Origin of the sequence: Sphingomonas lycopersici (assembly GCF_026130605.1) — a bacterium.
Classification (GTDB): Bacteria; Pseudomonadota; Alphaproteobacteria; order Sphingomonadales; family Sphingomonadaceae; genus Sphingomonas; species Sphingomonas lycopersici.
Genome location: NZ_JANFAU010000002.1, coordinates 290688 through 307478 on the forward strand (window position 1 = coordinate 290688; position 16791 = coordinate 307478).

Here is a 16791-nt window from a genome sequence, read left to right on the forward strand (position 1 = left end):
GGCGGAAATGACGGATCGAATTTCAGGAGGCAGACATGACCAAGCTCGACACTCTCGGCCGCAACTTCGTCGCCGCCGCGCTCACGCTTCTCGCCAGCGCGACGATGCTGATCGCAGCGGTCGGACCGGCCAATCAGGGGAATATCGTTCAGGCGACCGCGGTCACGCACACGATCGCGTAATCGCCGCCGCCGGGGCAATGCGCCGCCCCTCGCCCGACCCCGGCGGAAGGTTTATAGCACAGGGGCAATCTTCGGAGTTTCGTGAATGGGCATCTTTTCCCGCACCCGCGACATCGTCGCCGCGAACATGGCCGAGCTACTCGATAAAGCGGAAGACCCCGCGAAGATGATCCGCATGATCATCCTCGAAATGGAGGAAACGCTGGTCGAGGTTCGGGCATCGGCCGCGCGGACGATCGCCGACAGCAAGGAAATGCGGCGACATATCGCGAAGCTGGAATCGCTCGAGGCGAACTGGACCGAAAAGGCCGAGCTGGCTTTGTCCAAGGATCGCGAGGATCTCGCCAAGGCGGCCTTGGTCGAACGCCAGAAGGCGACCGATATGGTCGACCAGCTTCGCGCCGAAGTGAAGGTGCTCGACGATGCGCTACGCTCCTCCGAAGAGGATATCGCCAAGTTGCAGAGCAAGCTGCGCGAGGCGCGGGCGAAGCAGAACAATATCGCGACCCGGCTGGAAAGCGCCAACAATCGTACCCGGCTGCGCGAGATGTGGAACGGCCCGCGGACGCACGACGCGTTCAGCCGCTTCGACATGCTCGAACGCCGCGTCGACGAGGCGGAGGGCCGCGCCGATGCGATGGGGCTCGGCGCCCAGCCCAAGACGCTCGAAGAAGAAATCGCGGAGCTGAAATCCGCGGACAAGATCGACGCCGAGCTGGCCGCGCTGAAGGCCCGGCTCAATAAGGGGAATTGAGATGGACGGGTTCTCCATTGTGCTCACCGTCGCGGTCCTGTTCATCGGACTGCCTTGGTTAGTGCTGCATTATATGACGAGGTGGAAGCAGGCACCGCGGATCACCGACGAGGACGAGAAGCTGCTCGACGAGTTGCATTCCTTCGCCCGCAGGCTGGAAGATCGCGTCACGACCGTCGAACGGCTGGTCGCCGCCGATAATCCCGATTTCCGACCCGGCCTCGCCGATTACCGTCGCGAGACGGACCATCGGCTGGAAAACCAGACCCAGAGGAGGAATTAATGGCCGAGGACAGCCCCACCAAATTCTACCTCGATAAGCAGAACGCCAAGTGGAAGGGCGTGTGCGCCGGGATCGCCGATTATACCGGGATCGACCCGCTCTGGGTTCGCCTCGCCACCGCCGCGATGATCTTCATCGCGCAGCAATGGTGGATCATCATCGCTTATATGGTGATCGCCTGGGTGACGCCGAACAAGCCGATCGGCCTCTATCAGCAATCCGCCGACGAGGAGAAATTCTGGCAGGGCGTGCGCACCAATCCCAAGCGCAGCACCGCCGAAGTCCGCTCCAAGTTCCGCGAGCTCGATCGCCGGCTGGCCGATATCGAGCTGCACTATACGAGCCGCAACACGCAGCTCGCCGACGAGATCGAACGCCTGCGCTGAGCCACGCGCGGCCCACGGAGAGAGACAGAGACCATGCACGACTTCGGTTTCCTGGTGCCGATTGCAATCGTCGCGATCGTGTTCGGCAGCCGCGCCTTCCGGACGTGGGTCCGGGCGAAGCACGGTTATCCGCTTGAGGAAGTGCGCCGCGGGCGGCGTCATAGCAATGCGACCAGCCTCGACGATCAGCGCCAGATCATGTTGCTGTCGAACGAGAATGAGAAGCTGACCGGTCAGGTCAGCCGGCTCGAGGAGCGGATCGCGGTGCTCGAACGGATCGCCACCGATCCGGCCACCCGCACCGCCGCCGAAATCGAGGCGTTGCGCGACCGCTGAGCTGCAAGTAATTAAGGAAGAACAAAAAAATGACGCACGGGGACTTGCTTGATTTGGTTGCCACCGCCGGCCCGGTGATCGGGGTCATCGGCTTCGCCGGGGTGGTCGGATGGGTGCTGACGACGTGGATGCGCGTCAAGAACGGCTACCCGCTCGATGGGCAATGGGGTCAGGCGCTTTATCCGAAGCGCGACGATGAGACGGTCGAACGAGTGAAGTTGTTGACGCAGGAAAACGGCCAGCTCCGCGCCGAGCTGGGTGCGATCAAGGATCGGCTCGCCAATGTCGAGCGGATCGTGACCGACAGCGGCAACATGCTGAGCCACGAAATCGAACGCCTGCGCGATCGCGCCAACTGAACTGAAGGACAAGGGAACCGCCACGATGGGTCCGTTTTCGATGGTCGTCGCGATCGTGCTGATCGTGACTTTGGGAAAGGTGCTTTCCGATCGCCACAAGGCGCTCGGCCGCGCGCAGGACGGGCAGCAGCAACTGCCCCCCGCCGACCTGATCGCCGCACGCGACGAAATCCGCCAGCTCAAGGAGCGGGTCGCCGTTCTTGAGCGTGTCATCACCGACAATCACGGCAGCCACGATCTGAGCCGTCAGATCGACGAGCTGCGCGATCACTGAACCAAGGAGCAGTCAGGCCATGTCCGACCCGAGCTTCTACCTCACCATGGCATCCGCGGCGCTCGCCGGGCTCGCGATGCTGATCTACGCCGGGCTGACCGGCTGGCGCGGCTGGCTGCAGCTCAAGCAGCAGCAGCTCGCCGCCGATCACGAGCTGCGCGCGCCCACCGCGCCGAGCGCCAGCGCACGGATCGAGATCGCCGACCTCAAGGAACGCATCCGCAAGCTGGAAGCGATCGCCGCGGGGGTGGATCTGTAAGAAACATACCCGCCCCTCTTGCTCCTCTCCCTCGCGAAGGGAGGGGCTGGGGGTGGGTGGGTATGAGGCGCGCGGAGCGATGCCCCTCGGGCCAACCCACCCCCGCCCCCTCCCTTGTTCAAGGGAGGGGAGAAGAAAAAAGGCCAAAGGTTGCCGTGGCCTCCGCAACGCTTTACCCGCGCGGCGATGGCCGACCCAACCGATCTTGCCGAGCTTCAGGCGGAATATGAGTTTCTCGACGCCGACGATCGCTACCGCTTGCTGATCGATCTCGGCCGCGCGCTGGAGCCGATGCCCGCGGCGCTCAAGACCGACGCTACCTTGGTCCGCGGCTGTTCCGCCGCAGTGTGGGTCTATCCGCAGCAACAGCCCGACGGGCGGCTCCATTTCCTCGCGGACAGCAATGCGGCGATCACCAAGGGGATCATCGCGCTGGTGCTGGCGACGGTGCAGGATCGCACCCCGGCGGAGGTGCGCGCCACCGACATCGACGCCGCGCTCGCGCCGTTCGAGCTCAAGACCCAGCTCAGCTCGAACCGGACGCAGGGCATCCCCAATATGATCGCGCTGATCCGCGAGACGGCGACTCGGCTGGCCTGAATAAACCTTCTTCGTCATTCCCGCGCAGGCGGGAATCCATTCTGGCTGGCTCCGCCGAAGGAAGCGTGAGCGCATTGCTTATGGATTCCCGCCTGCGCGGGAATGACGATAGGCCGGATGCGGCGGCTTAGTGATCACCGCACCGGCGACGCGAATCGCGCCGCCAGCGCCGCGACGTCCTCGCCCGGCTCGACCACCAGCCACTCGCCGGGGCGACGCTTGTCGACCACCGTCACCGCATGTTTCGGGCACAGGCCGAGGCATTTCGTCTCGATCACCCCGACGCTCGCCTTGCGCCCTTTGCCGAGCCCGGCGCATTGCCGCAGCGCCTTTGCCAGCCGGCTCCGCCCCTTCGCGCCGAAACCGCCGTCGAGTTTGCGCGAGCATTTGCCGCACACCAGCACCGCGCCGTTCCATCCGGCCCGCGCGCGCTTCACGCCGGCCGCCAGCTTTTCGTTTCCTCGGCGACGCGCAACACCTCATAAGCGGCCTGGATCGCATGGAAGCGCGTGGCCGCCTCGCTGTCGCCGGGGCGGACATCGGGGTGGTTGGCCTTGGCCAGCCGTCGCCACGCCGCGCGGACCGCTTCGAAATCGGCATCGGGCTCGAGCTCCAGCACCTCCAGCGCACGCATCTCATCCCGCGAGCGGGTGCCGTCGCCGGGGCCGCCCCAGCGATAGTGGCGCGCCTGCTCGAAGCCCGAGGCGTCGCGCCGCTCGGCGGCTTCGCGCGCGGCGGCTTCCTCGGCGTCGAGCCCCTCGAAATAATTCCAGCCGCGATTGTATTCCGCCGCATGCCGCTCGCAGAAATACCAGCGATCGGGGCTGTTGGGCGATTTGGGTGCGGGGCAATCGCCGGGCTCGGTGCAGCCGTGCCGGTCGCACAGCCGCACCTGCTTCGTCTCCCGCGAACTGCCGTAGCCGCGCCAGCGGGGGAAGCCCCAGTCATTTGATCTGCTCGATCGCGCCATGATGCCGGCGACATAAGGCGATTGCCGCCAGACGCAACCGCCGCGGTGCCGACGGCGGCTATCGCCTCATCATAAATGCGCCAGAGGGCCTGTAAGCCGGGTTCTGTCCGTCCCGCGCGAGGCGGGACTGGGCGACCATTCCTCTAGGCCTGCCGTCGCCGACAGGCTCAAGCAACCAACCCGGGCGACCGGCGGGAACACGCCGATATGCCGCCCCTATTCGGTCTTGCTTCCGGTGGGGTTTGCCATGCCGCCGCTGTTACCAGCTGCGCGGTGCGCTCTTGCCGCACCCTTTCACCCTTGCCGCGCCCGTGCGGGCGTTTGGCGGTCTGCTCTCTGTGGCACTTTCCCTGGGGTCACCCCCGGCGGGCGTTACCCGCCACCGTCGTTCCGTGAAGCCCGGACTTTCCTCGCCCTCCCTTATCGGGAGGCCGCGGCCGCCCAGCCCTCTGGCAAAGCGGTCCCTAATCGTCTCCGCGCGGTTTGGGAAGCAGGAGCGCGAGCAGGATCATGCGGCATTCGGCGTCGATCTCGCCGTCGATCAGTTCGGGGCGGAAGCGGCGCTGGAACGCCATGATCGCCGCGAGCGGATCGCTGACATCGTAGCCGAAGCGTTCGAGCGCGATCAGGAAGCCCGATTGGGTCCACATCGGGTCCATCAGATTCTGCGTCGGACGCGGCAGCGCGAGCCGCAGCCGCGCGAGCTTCCCCCACGGGAACAGCTCCCCCGGATCGCGCTTGCGCGCCGGCGCGATATCCGAATGGCCGACGATATTGCCGCGGGTGATCTCGTAACGGTCCTTGATATCGTGGACGAGGCGGATCACCGCGTCGATCTGCTCGTCGGGAAACGGGCGATAGCCGAATTCGTGCCCGGGATTGACGATCTCGATCCCGATCGACGCCGAGTTGACGTCATCCACGTCGCGCCAGTGCGATCGGCCGGCATGCCAGGCGCGCTTGTCGTCATCGACCAGCCGCAGCACCGTGCCGTCCTCGGCCACAACATAATGCGACGAGACCTTCGCCGCCGGATCGCGCAACCGGGCGATCGCGGATTCGCCGTCCTGCATCCCGGTATAGTGAAGCACGATCATCGTGATCGGCAGCGACCGTTCGTCATAATTGGGCGACGGCGCCTCGATGATCTTCATACGCACTCCCCGTTGCCCGGCCGCTGTCAGTGGCTAGCCCGGTCGAGCCGGGGGGATCAACCGCTATCGCGCGTGTAGAAGCCGCGAAACTGCGCGCTGGGAACGAAATGGCGCGATTGCCCGCTCACCGTCTCGCCCGCGCCGAGCACGAGCAACCCGCCCGGCCGCAGCGCCGCCGCGAGCCGGTCGAGCACCCGCGCGCGCAACGTCGGCGACAGATAGAGCAGGACATTGCGGCACAGCACCGCGTCGAACCGCCCGGCCGGCGGGGGATCGTCGACCAGATTGTGCCGGCGGTACGAAATCTGCGCCAGCAATTCGGGCCGCGCGACCCAATGCGCGCCGCATTCGGTGAACCAGCGCAGCATCTGGCGCACCGGCAGCCCGCGCTGGATCTCGAACCGGCTGTAGCGCCCCGCCCGCGCGCGCGCGATCGCCCCCGGCGACACATCGGTTGCGACGATCTCCCCCGCGCGTTCCTGCCCGATGAGCGTCATCGCGAGCGACAAAGGCTCCTGTCCGCTCGCGCATCCCGCGGACCACAGGCGCGGCCGCATGACGCCGTTTTCCGCCAATGCCGCGATCAGCCCCTCGATCGTGCCCGGATCGCGGAAGAAGGAGGTTTCCTGATTGAGCATCGCATCGACGATCCGCTCGCCGATCGCCGCATCCTCCCCCGCATCGAGCCGCGCGACGAGTTGATCGATCGTAAGTAACCCATATTCGGCGACCAGCGGCCTGAGCGCGATATCGACCCGCCACGCGCGCGACGCCGCCAGCCGCTGCCCGGTGTGGGCCTCCAGCAAGCTCGCCAGCCGCGCGATCGCTGCGTTGCTTGCGCCGCCCGGCAATGTGGCACCGATCATCCGCGCGCCACCTGACGCGCGATCAGCCGGCCGATCGCATCCGGCGGCATCACGGCATCGGCAAGCCCGGCGCCGGCCACCGCGCCCGGCATCCCCCACACCACCGACGACGCCTCGTCCTGCACGATCACCGTGCCCCCGGCGCGCCGTACCGCCGCCGCGCCGGCCAGCCCGTCGCGCCCCATCCCGCTCAGCACCACCGCGAGCAATCGTGGCCCGTACACCTCGGCGAGCGACGACAGCATCGGATCGACCGACGGCATGTTGCCGTTCGCCACCGCCTCGCCCGACAGCCGCAACACGCACCCGTCCTCGCCCAGCGGGGCGGCGACGATATGCGCATCGCCCGGCGCGACGACGATCCGCCCCGGCACGAGCCGCATGCGATCCCGCGCGACGTCGCACGGGCGGCTGCCGAGCACCGCGATCTGCGCGGCGAAATAGGGCGAGAAGGCGAGCGGCAGATGCTGGGTGATCACGATCGGCCGGTCGAATCCCGCCGGAATCGCGCGCAGCAGCCCGGAGAGCGCGTGGATTCCCCCGGTCGAGGCGCCGATCGCCACCACCTCGAACGGCGCTTCCGCCACGCGCGGGGTGCGTGGGGCATAGCGTGTCGCCGAGGCAGGTTCGGTCAGCCGCGCGAGCCGCTCGCGCAGTGCCACACCGAAGGTTCCGGCGAAACGCGCGCCGCCCGGCTTCGCCAGCGTATCGGCGGCGCCGAGCGCCAGCGCCTGAAGCGCGGCCTTGCCACCCTGCTCGCCGCTCGACGAGACGATCAGCACCCGCGCCGCGCCGCCGACCGCGAGCAGATCGGGCAGGCCGGTCAGCCCGTCGACCCCCGGCATCGCCAGATCGAGCAGGATCGCATCGACCTGGGCGCTGCCGAGGAACGCCAAGGCGCGCGGCACATCGGGCACCGCGCCGGCGACGACGAATTGTCCGCCTTCCTCGGTCATCCGGGTCAGCACCGCGCGCGCGACCGCCGAATCGTCGACGATCAGCACCCGCGGCGCGGCATCCGGCATATGACGAAGCGTTGTCGGCATCGCGCGCCGTGGTTCAGACGACGCCGACGATCTGCAGCTTGCTTTCCAGCGTCTCGCGGTCGAACGGCTTCATGACATATTCGTCCGCCCCGGCATCGATCGCCGCGCGGATATGCGCGCTGCCGTTCTCGGTGGTGCAGAACACTACCTTGGGCAGCGGCGCGAGCGCGGTCTCGCGCAGCGCGCGGAGGAATTCCATCCCGCTCATCACCGGCATGTTCCAATCGAGCAGGATCACGTCGGGCGGAGTCGCGACGCAATGATCGAGCGCCTCGCGCCCGTCGGCGGCTTCCGCCACCGCGAAATCGAGCCCCTCGAGGATATGCCGCGCGACCTTGCGGATAACCTTCGAATCATCGACGACCAGACATGACTTCATGACGCACCCTGTGCCTACCGGCGGCGAAGCTTGGTGACAGAAAGCGGTAACGACGAGGTTAAGGCTCTAAACTTCGATCAACCTACCCGCGCGATCAGCCGCGCGAGGTCGATCGCCAGCAGCGGCTCGCCGTCGCGCACCGCGCTGCCCGTCGCGATCGCCGCCCAGCTTTCGCCGAGCGCGGTGCCCGGCGGCAGCGGCACGACCTCGACCGGCTCGGCATCCTCGAGATCGTCGACCAGCACCGCATAGACATGGCCGTCGACCGCGGTGGTGACCGCGCGATGCCGCCCCGGCGGCGGCGACGGCAGGTCGAGCACCCGCCAGCTGTCGATCACGGTGACGACCCGGCTGCGCAGCGCGGCGAGCCCGCGCACCGCCGGCGCGGCATGCGGCACCGGCACGATATCGGCGATATCGACCACCCGCCGCACCTGGGTCGCTGGAAACAGCACCCCGCGCCCGCCGAGCCGGCCGACGAGGTGAAGCTCGCGCGCGCTCATGCCGCCTCCTCCAGCGCCGCGACCACCGCGGCGCGGTCGTAGCGATAGAGCGGATCGGCCGGGGTACGCCCCAATCGCAGCAGCCGCCCCGTCTCGACCCCCGCTTCCTCCTCGCCGTCCATCGCCAGCGCCACTTCGGCCATCTCGCCCGGCGCGAGCTGGCGCACGACGCGATAGCCCGCCGCCTCGATCGCGGGCTTGAGGAAGATCTCCATCCACCCCGCTTCCGCGCCGTGCAACAGGCACAGCCGCGGCGCGGCGGGCATCGCGCCCAGCGCGAGCGGGTCGATCAGTTCGATCGCCTCGCCCTCGATCAATGCGACCCCGGCGAGCGGCGCGGCGGCGGGGGCGATGTCGGTCGGCAGCCGGACGATGTCGATCGGCTCGCGCACCGGATAAGCCGCGCCGCCCAATTCCTCGGGCAAGCGCAATGCCGACCACCCGTCCGCCGGCGCGCGCAACGCCACCGCCGACACCAGCCGGATGGGCGCCCCGCCCGAGCTCAGCCAATGCTGCCCCGCCGCCTGATGCACCGACGCCGCCGGCAGCGGCTCGATCCGGCTGATCGCGGCGAGCGGGATCGCGCGGCGGCGGCCGTCGATATCCTCGAACAGCAGCGCCTCGATCCCCGCCTCCTCCACCGCCGCGGGCGGCGCCTCCTCCTCGACGCGATCGATCCGCGAGAAGCGCAGCCCCGACACCTCGGCCAGCCCCGCCGCGTCGAGCAGCAGCATCGGATGCCCGCTGTCGGGAAGCGTCATCCCGGCATAGACTCCGGCGCGCATCACCGCCGGGGAGGCGGGCTTCACCACCACTTCCTCGGTGTCGATCACCGTATCTACGCCGAGCGCATAGCTGCCCCCCGGCACCTCCAGCACCGCCAGCAGCGCCGGATCGCGCACCGGCAGCCCGAGTACCTCGTCGAGCGCGATCAGCGGCAGCCGGCGGTCGCGGATCGTCACGATCCGGCCGTCGCCGATCCGGTCGATCCGCGTCGCCCCGGCAGCGGTCGCGACGATCTCATGCACCGCCTGCCGCGGCAGCGCGAAGGTCTGCCCGCCGCCCTCGACGACCACCGCCGAGAGGATCGCAAGCGTCAGCGGCACCTCGATCGAGACGGTCAGCCCCTGCCCCGGCCGGTTCAGCAGCGCGATGCTGCCACCGATCTGTTCGACATTGGTGCGCACCACATCCATGCCGACGCCGCGCCCCGAGGTGGCGGTCGCGATGTCGCGGCTCGACACCCCCGCCTCGAACATCAGCTCCAGCCGCTGCTGCGGGCTCAGCGCGCGCAGCTCGGCGTCACGCATCGGGTCGCGCGAGACGATCCCCGCGACGAGCCGCTCGGTATCGACCCCGCGCCCGTCGTCGGCGATCTCGACGATGATGCGATTGCCCGACTGGTGCGCCGAAACCGCCAGCCGCCCGATGTCGCGCTTCCCCGCCGCGCGCCGCTCGGCCGGGGTTTCGATCCCATGATCGAGCGCGTTGCGTACCATATGGACGAGCGGATCGCGCAGCAGCTCGATCATCTCGCGATCGAGCTCGACGTCGCCGCCGTCGATCGTCAGCGTCACCTGCTTGCCCAGCTCGGCCGCGGTATCGCGCACCACGCGCGGCAGGGCGGAGAACAAGGCATCGACCGTCTGCATCCGCGTCCGCGTCACCGCGTCCTGCAATTCGGCGACGGTATGCGACAGCCGGTCGAGCGCGCCCTCGAACGCCTGGTCGCCGCTCTCCGCCAGCCGATGCGCGAGTTCGTTGCGCACCAGCACCATTTCGGAGACGCCGTTCATCATCCGGTCGAGCAGGTCGACCGACAGCCGGATGCTGCGCGATTGGCCGCGCTGGATCGTCGCGGGCTGCGCCGGGACGATCCCTTTCTCGCCTTGGTAGGCCGGGTCGAGTGCCGCGATCAGCGCCTCCTCGCCCAATGCTTCGAGCGCCGCCCCGGCATCGATCGCCGCGACGATCGCGCCGATGCGATCGACGATCGCCAGCACCGCATTGACCAAAGCCGGATCGGGCACGCGTTCCCCCGCGCGCACCGCCGCCAGCGCATCCTCCGCCGCATGCGCCAGCCGCCCGACGCGCGGCAGATCGAGGAAGCCGCAGCTTCCCTTCACGGTGTGGACGAAGCGAAAGATCGCATCGAGCCGCGCGCGGTCGGCTGGATCGGCCTCCCACGCGACGACCTCGCCCGCGATCGCCTCGAGCGATTCGCGGGTTTCGGCGATGAATTCCTGCAGCAATTCGTCCATCTTGCGCCGGCCATGCGCGACAGACGGTTAAATCGGGGTTTAGCGCGCCCTATTGAACCGGATCACCCAACACCCGTTCGCCCTGAGCTTGTCGAGGGGCTGCCCTTCTTCCTTCGAAGAAAAGTGCAGGGCTTCGACAAGCTCAGCCCGAGCGGAAGTTTTTGCGCTTCTACCCCGCCCGGATCGTGGCGCCGAACAGCAGCACATTCTCCGCCGGCGCGCTGACCTGTACCGAGCCGCCGGTTTCGGCGACGAGCGTGTGGATCAGATAGGCCGCCGCGCTGCGCGGGGTCACCTCGCGCCCGTCGGCGCCGTCGACCAGCGTCCGGCGCAGTTCGTCGTCGAGCACGATGCGGGTGCCCTCCGCCTTGAGCACGATCTCGGTCACCTCGCCGTGGCTCTCGCCGCCGATCGCCAGCGTGCCGCCGCGCACCAGCGCGTCGCCCGCGATCATCCCGAGGTTGAGCAACACCTTGATCGCGGTCTTGGGGAGCTGCGGCTCCTCGACCAGCCAGTGCAGTTCGAGCCGCTTGTTGTCGCCGAGCAGCCCCTCGATCGCGGTCTGCGCCTCGCGCGAATCGACCAGCTCGCCGAACCCGCCCGCCGCACCGAAGGCGAGTCGGAAGAATTTGAGTTTGTTGGCCGAAGTCCGCGCGCTGTCGTTCATCAGTTCGAGGCAGCGTTCGCGCATCGCGGGATCGGTCTCGTCAGCGAGCAGCTCCAGCCCGTTGTTGAGCGCACCGACCGGGGAGAGCAGGTCGTGGCACAGCCGCGAGCACAGCAGGCTGGCGAAATCGACCGGGCTGATCGTCATGTTGATATGGTCCCCCTGTGACGCCGCGCCTTTTGGCGAAGCGCGGAGTCAGGCGCAAGCCCGCCGCCGATTGGCTGCACCTTTTGCCTCGTCACCCCGGAGTGTGCGGCAACGGATGTTAGGCGCAGCTCGATCCTATCGCACCACGATCGCCACCGGATCGAAGCGTCCGTGCATCGCCCCGTCGCCCACCGCACGCCACGCCCGTACCTCGCTGCCCGCGACGATCACCCAGATCGCCCCGTCCGCCGCGGCCTGCGCCGCATCCTCCGCGGAAGGCTCGGATTTGCCCGATGGATGCGAATGATAGTGCCCGATCACCGCCGGCCCCCCGCCCCGCGCGGCGCGATGCGCGGCGAGCAAGGCGCCGGGCTCCAGCTCGAACCGCGTCGCCGGCTGCGGGTGGATATTGGCGCAGCCGCGCGCCTCGATCCGGCCGTCCGGATGGCGCAGCAGCAGCCCGCAGATTTCGTCGCTGCTCCCTGCCGCATCTGCGACGATCCGGTCCCATGTTGGTCTTGAAATTTCCAGCGTGCTATCCATCTAAGACACGATGTATCCGGGGGCTTCCGTTATTCAAGCGACGATCACGGCGGCCGCCGACGGCTGGCGGCTCGATCGTGCGCTGGCGGACGCCGTTCCGACGCTTTCGCGCGAGCGGCTGAAGGTGCTGATCGCCGGTGGCAAGGTCTCGCGCGACGGCCTGCTCGTCCGCGAGCCGGCGCGCAAGGCGACCGCGGGCGAGACCTTCGCGGTCACCGTTCCCGATCCCGTCCCGGCGCATAACGAGGCGCAGGATATCCCGCTCGTCATCGCGTTCGAGGACGAGCATCTGATCGTTGTCGACAAACCCGCCGGGCTGGTCGTCCATCCTGCGGCGGGCAATCTCGACGGCACCTTGGTCAATGCGCTGCTGCATCATTGCCACGGCTCCCTGTCGGGGATCGGCGGTGTGGCGCGGCCCGGGATCGTCCACCGCATCGACAAGGACACGTCGGGGCTGATGGTCGCCGCCAAGACCGATCGGGCGCACGAGGGGCTGGCGAAACAATTCGCCGATCACTCGATCGACCGCCGCTATCTGGCGATCGTCGCCGGGGTGCCGGCCCCGCCCGCGGGCAAGGTCGATGCCCCGCTGGCGCGCAGCCCGCAGAACCGCAAGAAGATCGCGATCGTCGCGACCGGCAAGCGCGCCGTCACGCATTACCGCACGGTCGAGCGGCTGCGGCGCGACGCGGCTTTGGTCGAATGCCGGCTGGAAACGGGGCGGACGCATCAGGTGCGCGTCCATATGGCCTCGCTCGGCCACGCCCTACTCGGCGACCCGGCCTACGGGCGGACCAAACAGGCGCACCGTGCGATCCTCGAAACGCTCGGTTTCCGACGGCAGGCCTTGCACGCGGCGCGGCTGGGGTTCATCCATCCGATAACAAGAACCGCTTTATCATTCGATAGCGCAATGCCTGCTGACATGCAGGAACTGTTCATTCAGCTCAACGTATAGAGTGGGAGACGGCGCGGCCCAGCACTCGCAGGCCGCCGCTTCCCGACAAAGGGAAAGGGTTAGGATCATGGCAAATCGCAGCAACGTCCCCGCGACGATCCCTGCGCTCGGCGGAGAGCAGAGCCTCAACCGCTATCTCGCCGAGATCAAGAAGTTCCCCATCCTCGCGCCCGAGCAGGAATATATGCTCGCCAAGCGCTTCCAGGAGCATGGCGATACCGAGGCGGCGGCGCAGCTCGTCACCTCGCACCTCCGCCTCGTGGCGAAGATCGCGATGGGCTATCGCGGCTACGGCCTGCCGGTGTCGGAGCTGATCTCCGAGGGCAACATCGGGCTGATGCAGGGCGTGAAGAAATTCGAGCCCGATCGCGGCTTCCGCCTCGCCACTTATGCGATGTGGTGGATCCGCGCCTCGATCCAGGAATTCATCCTGCGCTCGTGGAGCCTGGTGAAGATGGGCACCACCGCGGCGCAGAAGAAACTGTTCTTCAACCTGCGCCGGATGAAGGCCCGGCTCGACGCGTTTGAGGACGGCGATCTCAGGCCAGAGGACGTGGCGAAGATCGCCACCGATCTCGGCGTCACCGAGGCCGAGGTGGTCAGCATGAACCGCCGCATGGCGATGGGGGGCGATACCAGCCTCAACGTGCCGATGCGCGAGGACGGCGAGGGCCAGTGGCAGGATTGGCTCGCCGATGATGCTCCGCTGCAGGACAATGTCATCGCCGACGCGCAGGAAGCCGATGTGCGGCACGAGATGCTCGTCTCCGCGATGGACGACCTCAACGACCGCGAGAAGCATATCCTCACCGAACGCCGGCTGACCGACGATCCCAAGACGCTCGAGGAGCTCTCGCAAGTCTATGGCGTCAGCCGCGAACGCGTCCGCCAGATCGAGGTGCGCGCGTTCGAAAAGCTGCAGAAGGCGATGATGCGGCTGGCCGGCGAGAAAAGGTTGCTGCCGGCCTGAGCGCCCCCTCGTCATGCCGGGCTTGACCCGGCATGACGATGTTTGGGTATTGGAAATACACCTTCCATTGACCTAACCACACCGCATGATCGCACATGTGCTTCGTATCGGCGGCAAGCTCGCCCTGTGGTTCGTCGGCCTGTCGGTATTGTGGGTGGTGATCCTGCGCTTCGTCCCGGTGCCGTTCACCTTCACGATGATGGGCGACCTGCTTTCCGGCCATTCGATCACCAAACAGTGGAAGCCGCTGAGCGAGATCGACCCCAATATGGCGCGCGCCGCGATCGCGGGCGAGGATGCGCGTTTCTGCTCGCATCACGGCTTCGATTACAAGGCGATCGCCGGGGCGGCGTGGCGCAACGCCGAGGGCGGGCGCATCCGCGGCGGATCGACGATCAGCCAGCAGACCGCCAAGAACGTCTTTCTGTTCCAGGGCGGCGGCTATGTCCGCAAGGCGTTCGAGGCGTGGTTCACCGTGCTGATCGAGACGATCTGGGGCAAGCGCCGGATCATGGAAATGTATCTCAACGTCGCCGAGACCGGGATCGGCACCTATGGCGCGGAGGCTGGCGCGATGCGCTATTTCAACCATAGCGCGAGCCACCTGACCCCGACGGAGGCCGCGCGGATCGCCGCTGTCCTGCCGCTGCCCAAGAAGCGCGAGGCGGTCGACCCGAGCGGCTTCGTCCGCCGCCACGGCAACCGGCTGGCCGGCTATGTCGGCGTGGTGAAGCGCAACGGGCTCGATAGCTGCCTGCGCTGAAACCCTCCTTCCCTACTTCTCCCCTCCCTTCACCCGGGAGGGAAGTTAAGCAGGCCCGGCGAGCGGCCGCTCGCACCACACAGTTTCCAAACAGATAGGTGACTTCCCGCGCCCGGCCCGGTAACGCGGCGGGCATGGCTTCATCGGCACCCTCTGACGCCCCGCGCGGCGCGCCGATCCCGTTCGGCGAGTTCGTGGCGATCGTCGCCGCGCTAATGGCGATGGGGGCGTTCGGCATCGACATGATGCTCCCCGCGCTGCCCGATATCGCCCAGTCGCTTCACGTCACCGTCGCCAATCATCGCCAGTTCGTGATCACTGTGTTCGGTGCCGGCTATGGCATCGGACAATTGTTCCACGGGCCGCTGGTCGATCGTTTCGGGCGGCGGCGGATGATGATCGGCTCGCTCGCCGCCTATGCCGCGCTCAACGTGCTGGCGGCGATTTCGGCGAGCTTCCCGCTGCTGCTCGCCGCGCGTTTCTTCGGCGGCACCGCGATCGCCGGATCGCGCATCGGGATGATCGCGATGGTGCGCGATTGCTTCGCCGGGCGCGCGATGGCGCAGATCATGTCGCTCGCCTTCATGGTATTCATGGCGATCCCGATCATCGCGCCGGGGCTCGGCGCCGGCATCCTGCTGTTCGGCAACTGGCGGACGATCTTCTGGATCATCGCCGGCCTCGCGCTTCTCGTGATGATCTGGGTCGCGATCCGCATCCCGGAGACGATGCTCCTCGAGGACCGCCGCGAGATCCGCCTCCCCGCGATCCTCGCCGGGTGGCGCGCGACGCTCTCCGACCGGCTCTCGCTCGGCTATACCCTCGCCACCACCGCGCTGACCGCCTGCCTTTACGGCTATCTCGGGTCGATCGAACAGATCATGGCCGACGGCTTTGGGCGCCCGCATCTGCTGATCGTCATCTTCGCGCTGAGCGCTGGGATGATGATGGTCGGCAACATGACCAATGCGCGGCTGGTGATGCGGATCGGCACGCGGCGGCTGAGCCACGGCGCGGTCTGCGCGATGATCGTGATCAGCGCGATCCACCTCGCGATCGCGATGACCGGGCATGAGACGATCGTGACCTTCGCGGTGCTTCAGGCGCTGACCTTCGCCGCTTTTTCGCTCTCCAGCGCCAATTTCTCGGCGATGGCGATGGAGCGGATGGGGCATATCGCGGGCACCGCCGCCAGCGTGCAGGGGTTCATCTCGCTCACCTTCGGCTCGGCGATCGGGACGATGATCGGGCAGGCGTTCGACGGGACGACGCGGCCGCTGACCGCCGGATTCCTCGTCGCGGCGGTGATTGCGATCGGTCTCGCCTTCATCACCGAGCGCGGCCGCCTCTTCCGCCCGCTCGCCTGAAGGGAACCGCCCGGCCCTCCTGAGTGTTCGCGCTTTTGCGAAGGAGGAGAATGGCGATGGGTGGACGGCAGATCTACGGCCACGGCTCGGGCGACGACGGGTTCGACGAGGACGGCTATGACGAGAGCCAGCGCGCGGAAATCCTTGAGGTGACGCGCGAAGGGCGACGCGACGGGGCGATCATCACCGATCTCGATCCCGATCTCGACGTCGATCTGGAGGCCGACGACGACGTCGATAGCCTCAACGAAACCGACGGCGGGAAATAACCAGCCGGCGCCTATGGCGTTGCGGATCGGCGGCGCCGGTGCCACGGTCGCGCGATGCCCACGATCGCGCTGCTGATCCTTTCGAACTGCTTCATGACCACCGCCTGGTATTGGCATCTCAAAGGCGGGATGGCGAAGCCGTTGCCGCTGGTGATCCTGATCAGCTGGGGCATCGCGCTCGCTGAATATTGCCTCGCCGTCCCCGCCAACCGCATCGGCTACGCGCACGGGTGGAGCGGCGGGCAACTCAAGGTCGCGCAGGAGGTGATCACCCTCCTCGTCTTCGGTATTTTCGCGGTGGCGGTGCTCGGCGAACAATTGAGCTGGCGCCACGCCGGCGCGTTCGCCTGCCTGATCGGTGCGGCGCTGTTCATGTTCGCCGGGCGGCCGTGAAGACCTAACCCGTTCGCCCTGACCTTGTCGAAGGGCTGCCCTTCTTCGTTGGGAAGAAAAGTGCGGGGCTTCGGCAAGCTCAGCCCGAACGGGGAAAAC

25 protein-coding genes and 1 other RNA gene are annotated in these 16791 nt (G+C 67.5%); 15 read left to right on the forward strand and 11 right to left on the reverse strand.

Annotated features, from left to right (window positions below; all coding sequences use genetic code 11):
- The first annotated feature begins 35 nt into the window (after positions 1 to 35).
- From NED98_RS04580 to NED98_RS04620, 9 genes are all read left to right on the forward strand, one after another.
- Positions 36 to 182 carry a hypothetical protein gene (locus NED98_RS04580; protein ID WP_179511662.1) on the forward strand — a complete coding sequence of 49 codons (147 nt, stop codon included), beginning with the start codon at positions 36 to 38 and terminating at the stop codon, positions 180 to 182.
- Positions 183 to 267: 85 nt separating this feature from the next.
- Positions 268 to 936: a phage shock protein PspA gene (pspA, locus tag NED98_RS04585; RefSeq protein ID WP_265268430.1), complete on the forward strand. Its 669-nt coding sequence runs from the start codon at positions 268 to 270 to the stop codon at positions 934 to 936.
- A gap of 1 nt (position 937) precedes the next feature.
- The gene (pspB, locus tag NED98_RS04590; RefSeq protein ID WP_265312081.1) at positions 938 to 1219 is read left to right on the forward strand and encodes an envelope stress response membrane protein PspB; all 282 of its coding nucleotides are present in this window, start codon (positions 938 to 940) and stop codon (positions 1217 to 1219) included.
- Positions 1219 to 1605 (forward strand): envelope stress response membrane protein PspC, encoded by a 387-nt coding sequence (gene pspC / locus NED98_RS04595; protein WP_265312082.1) that lies wholly within the window; start codon positions 1219 to 1221, stop codon positions 1603 to 1605. Before pspB ends, pspC begins: the two co-directional genes overlap by 1 nt.
- A 33-nt stretch (positions 1606 to 1638) precedes the next feature.
- A complete protein-coding gene (locus NED98_RS04600) occupies positions 1639 to 1941 on the forward strand; it encodes a hypothetical protein (RefSeq protein WP_265268427.1) in 303 nt (100 codons plus the stop codon).
- 29 nt (positions 1942 to 1970) lie between these two features.
- The gene (locus tag NED98_RS04605) at positions 1971 to 2300 is read left to right on the forward strand and encodes a hypothetical protein (RefSeq protein WP_265312083.1); all 330 of its coding nucleotides are present in this window, start codon (positions 1971 to 1973) and stop codon (positions 2298 to 2300) included.
- Between the two features lie 25 nt (positions 2301 to 2325).
- Positions 2326 to 2574 carry a hypothetical protein gene (locus NED98_RS04610; protein WP_179511667.1) on the forward strand — a complete coding sequence of 83 codons (249 nt, stop codon included), beginning with the start codon at positions 2326 to 2328 and terminating at the stop codon, positions 2572 to 2574.
- Between the two features lie 19 nt (positions 2575 to 2593).
- Positions 2594 to 2833: a hypothetical protein gene (locus tag NED98_RS04615; protein WP_179511668.1), complete on the forward strand. Its 240-nt coding sequence runs from the start codon at positions 2594 to 2596 to the stop codon at positions 2831 to 2833.
- 186 nt (positions 2834 to 3019) lie between these two features.
- Positions 3020 to 3433, forward strand: coding sequence for a SufE family protein (locus NED98_RS04620; RefSeq protein WP_179511669.1), 414 nt, complete (start codon positions 3020 to 3022; stop codon positions 3431 to 3433).
- A gap of 134 nt (positions 3434 to 3567) precedes the next feature.
- Here the strand turns inward: NED98_RS04620 and NED98_RS04625 are convergent, their stop codons facing one another.
- The 11 genes from NED98_RS04625 to NED98_RS04675 all read right to left on the reverse strand — a co-directional run bounded on the left by NED98_RS04625 (position 3568) and on the right by NED98_RS04675 (position 11969).
- On the reverse strand, positions 3568 to 3870 hold the full coding sequence (locus NED98_RS04625) for a (2Fe-2S) ferredoxin domain-containing protein (protein ID WP_265312084.1): 303 nt from the start codon (positions 3868 to 3870) through the stop codon (positions 3568 to 3570).
- On the reverse strand, positions 3867 to 4403 hold the full coding sequence (locus NED98_RS04630) for a J domain-containing protein (protein WP_265268424.1): 537 nt from the start codon (positions 4401 to 4403) through the stop codon (positions 3867 to 3869). The genes NED98_RS04625 and NED98_RS04630 overlap by 4 nt, the downstream gene beginning before the upstream one ends.
- 76 nt (positions 4404 to 4479) lie before the next feature.
- An RNA gene (rnpB, locus tag NED98_RS04635) (RNase P RNA component class A) lies at positions 4480 to 4856 on the reverse strand.
- Positions 4857 to 4867: 11 nt separating this feature from the next.
- A complete protein-coding gene (locus NED98_RS04640; protein WP_179511673.1) occupies positions 4868 to 5557 on the reverse strand; it encodes an N-acetylmuramoyl-L-alanine amidase in 690 nt (229 codons plus the stop codon).
- Between the two features lie 56 nt (positions 5558 to 5613).
- Positions 5614 to 6423, reverse strand: a complete 810-nt coding sequence (locus NED98_RS04645) for a CheR family methyltransferase (protein ID WP_265312085.1) — start codon at positions 6421 to 6423, stop codon at positions 5614 to 5616.
- Entirely contained in the window at positions 6420 to 7469 is a 1050-nt protein-coding gene (locus NED98_RS04650; protein ID WP_265312086.1) for a chemotaxis protein CheB, read from the reverse strand. The genes NED98_RS04645 and NED98_RS04650 overlap by 4 nt, the downstream gene beginning before the upstream one ends.
- 13 nt (positions 7470 to 7482) lie before the next feature.
- The gene (locus tag NED98_RS04655) at positions 7483 to 7848 is read right to left on the reverse strand and encodes a response regulator (protein ID WP_179511675.1); all 366 of its coding nucleotides are present in this window, start codon (positions 7846 to 7848) and stop codon (positions 7483 to 7485) included.
- Positions 7849 to 7925: 77 nt separating this feature from the next.
- Positions 7926 to 8351: a chemotaxis protein CheW gene (locus NED98_RS04660; protein ID WP_265268421.1), complete on the reverse strand. Its 426-nt coding sequence runs from the start codon at positions 8349 to 8351 to the stop codon at positions 7926 to 7928.
- Complete coding sequence (locus NED98_RS04665; protein WP_265312087.1) at positions 8348 to 10612, reverse strand: chemotaxis protein CheA; 2265 nt, start codon at positions 10610 to 10612, stop codon at positions 8348 to 8350. The genes NED98_RS04660 and NED98_RS04665 overlap by 4 nt, the downstream gene beginning before the upstream one ends.
- Positions 10613 to 10781: 169 nt before the next feature.
- A complete protein-coding gene (locus NED98_RS04670) occupies positions 10782 to 11426 on the reverse strand; it encodes a histidine phosphotransferase family protein (protein WP_265312088.1) in 645 nt (214 codons plus the stop codon).
- Between the two features lie 135 nt (positions 11427 to 11561).
- Positions 11562 to 11969 (reverse strand): M67 family metallopeptidase, encoded by a 408-nt coding sequence (locus NED98_RS04675; protein ID WP_265312089.1) that lies wholly within the window; start codon positions 11967 to 11969, stop codon positions 11562 to 11564.
- 10 nt (positions 11970 to 11979) lie between these two features.
- Between NED98_RS04675 and NED98_RS04680 the strand changes: the two genes are divergently transcribed.
- The 6 genes from NED98_RS04680 (at position 11980) to NED98_RS04705 (ending at position 16692) form a co-directional block, all read left to right on the forward strand.
- Positions 11980 to 12930 carry an RluA family pseudouridine synthase gene (locus tag NED98_RS04680; protein ID WP_265312090.1) on the forward strand — a complete coding sequence of 317 codons (951 nt, stop codon included), beginning with the start codon at positions 11980 to 11982 and terminating at the stop codon, positions 12928 to 12930.
- Between the two features lie 67 nt (positions 12931 to 12997).
- Positions 12998 to 13900, forward strand: a complete 903-nt coding sequence (rpoH, locus tag NED98_RS04685) for an RNA polymerase sigma factor RpoH (RefSeq protein ID WP_179511681.1) — start codon at positions 12998 to 13000, stop codon at positions 13898 to 13900.
- 85 nt (positions 13901 to 13985) lie between these two features.
- The gene (gene mtgA, locus NED98_RS04690) at positions 13986 to 14663 is read left to right on the forward strand and encodes a monofunctional biosynthetic peptidoglycan transglycosylase (RefSeq protein ID WP_265312091.1); all 678 of its coding nucleotides are present in this window, start codon (positions 13986 to 13988) and stop codon (positions 14661 to 14663) included.
- 134 nt (positions 14664 to 14797) lie between these two features.
- Complete coding sequence (locus tag NED98_RS04695; protein ID WP_265312092.1) at positions 14798 to 16030, forward strand: multidrug effflux MFS transporter; 1233 nt, start codon at positions 14798 to 14800, stop codon at positions 16028 to 16030.
- 50 nt (positions 16031 to 16080) lie between these two features.
- Entirely contained in the window at positions 16081 to 16299 is a 219-nt protein-coding gene (locus NED98_RS04700; protein WP_265268414.1) for a hypothetical protein, read from the forward strand.
- A 54-nt stretch (positions 16300 to 16353) separates the two neighbouring features.
- Positions 16354 to 16692 carry a DMT family protein gene (locus NED98_RS04705; protein ID WP_179511684.1) on the forward strand — a complete coding sequence of 113 codons (339 nt, stop codon included), beginning with the start codon at positions 16354 to 16356 and terminating at the stop codon, positions 16690 to 16692.
- Positions 16693 to 16791: the final 99 nt, after the last annotated feature.

Bases quoted from the DNA above. Each gene is read 5' to 3' on its own strand.
- NED98_RS04580 (WP_179511662.1), top strand. From the start codon at position 36: ATGACCAAGCTCGACACTCTCGGCCGCAACTTCGTCGCCGCCGCGCTC.
- pspA (WP_265268430.1), top strand. From the start codon at position 268: ATGGGCATCTTTTCCCGCACCCGCGACATCGTCGCCGCGAACATGGCC.
- pspB (WP_265312081.1), top strand. From the start codon at position 938: ATGGACGGGTTCTCCATTGTGCTCACCGTCGCGGTCCTGTTCATCGGA.
- pspC (WP_265312082.1), top strand. From the start codon at position 1,219: ATGGCCGAGGACAGCCCCACCAAATTCTACCTCGATAAGCAGAACGCC.
- NED98_RS04600 (WP_265268427.1), top strand. From the start codon at position 1,639: ATGCACGACTTCGGTTTCCTGGTGCCGATTGCAATCGTCGCGATCGTG.
- NED98_RS04605 (WP_265312083.1), top strand. From the start codon at position 1,971: ATGACGCACGGGGACTTGCTTGATTTGGTTGCCACCGCCGGCCCGGTG.
- NED98_RS04610 (WP_179511667.1), top strand. From the start codon at position 2,326: ATGGGTCCGTTTTCGATGGTCGTCGCGATCGTGCTGATCGTGACTTTG.
- NED98_RS04615 (WP_179511668.1), top strand. From the start codon at position 2,594: ATGTCCGACCCGAGCTTCTACCTCACCATGGCATCCGCGGCGCTCGCC.
- NED98_RS04620 (WP_179511669.1), top strand. From the start codon at position 3,020: ATGGCCGACCCAACCGATCTTGCCGAGCTTCAGGCGGAATATGAGTTT.
- NED98_RS04630 (WP_265268424.1), bottom strand. From the start codon at position 4,403: ATGGCGCGATCGAGCAGATCAAATGACTGGGGCTTCCCCCGCTGGCGC.
- NED98_RS04640 (WP_179511673.1), bottom strand. From the start codon at position 5,557: ATGAAGATCATCGAGGCGCCGTCGCCCAATTATGACGAACGGTCGCTG.
- NED98_RS04645 (WP_265312085.1), bottom strand. From the start codon at position 6,423: ATGATCGGTGCCACATTGCCGGGCGGCGCAAGCAACGCAGCGATCGCG.
- NED98_RS04650 (WP_265312086.1), bottom strand. From the start codon at position 7,469: ATGCCGACAACGCTTCGTCATATGCCGGATGCCGCGCCGCGGGTGCTG.
- NED98_RS04655 (WP_179511675.1), bottom strand. From the start codon at position 7,848: ATGAAGTCATGTCTGGTCGTCGATGATTCGAAGGTTATCCGCAAGGTC.
- NED98_RS04660 (WP_265268421.1), bottom strand. From the start codon at position 8,351: ATGAGCGCGCGCGAGCTTCACCTCGTCGGCCGGCTCGGCGGGCGCGGG.
- NED98_RS04665 (WP_265312087.1), bottom strand. From the start codon at position 10,612: ATGGACGAATTGCTGCAGGAATTCATCGCCGAAACCCGCGAATCGCTC.
- NED98_RS04670 (WP_265312088.1), bottom strand. From the start codon at position 11,426: ATGACGATCAGCCCGGTCGATTTCGCCAGCCTGCTGTGCTCGCGGCTG.
- NED98_RS04675 (WP_265312089.1), bottom strand. From the start codon at position 11,969: ATGGATAGCACGCTGGAAATTTCAAGACCAACATGGGACCGGATCGTC.
- NED98_RS04680 (WP_265312090.1), top strand. From the start codon at position 11,980: ATGTATCCGGGGGCTTCCGTTATTCAAGCGACGATCACGGCGGCCGCC.
- rpoH (WP_179511681.1), top strand. From the start codon at position 12,998: ATGGCAAATCGCAGCAACGTCCCCGCGACGATCCCTGCGCTCGGCGGA.
- mtgA (WP_265312091.1), top strand. From the start codon at position 13,986: ATGATCGCACATGTGCTTCGTATCGGCGGCAAGCTCGCCCTGTGGTTC.
- NED98_RS04695 (WP_265312092.1), top strand. From the start codon at position 14,798: ATGGCTTCATCGGCACCCTCTGACGCCCCGCGCGGCGCGCCGATCCCG.
- NED98_RS04700 (WP_265268414.1), top strand. From the start codon at position 16,081: ATGGCGATGGGTGGACGGCAGATCTACGGCCACGGCTCGGGCGACGAC.
- NED98_RS04705 (WP_179511684.1), top strand. From the start codon at position 16,354: ATGCCCACGATCGCGCTGCTGATCCTTTCGAACTGCTTCATGACCACC.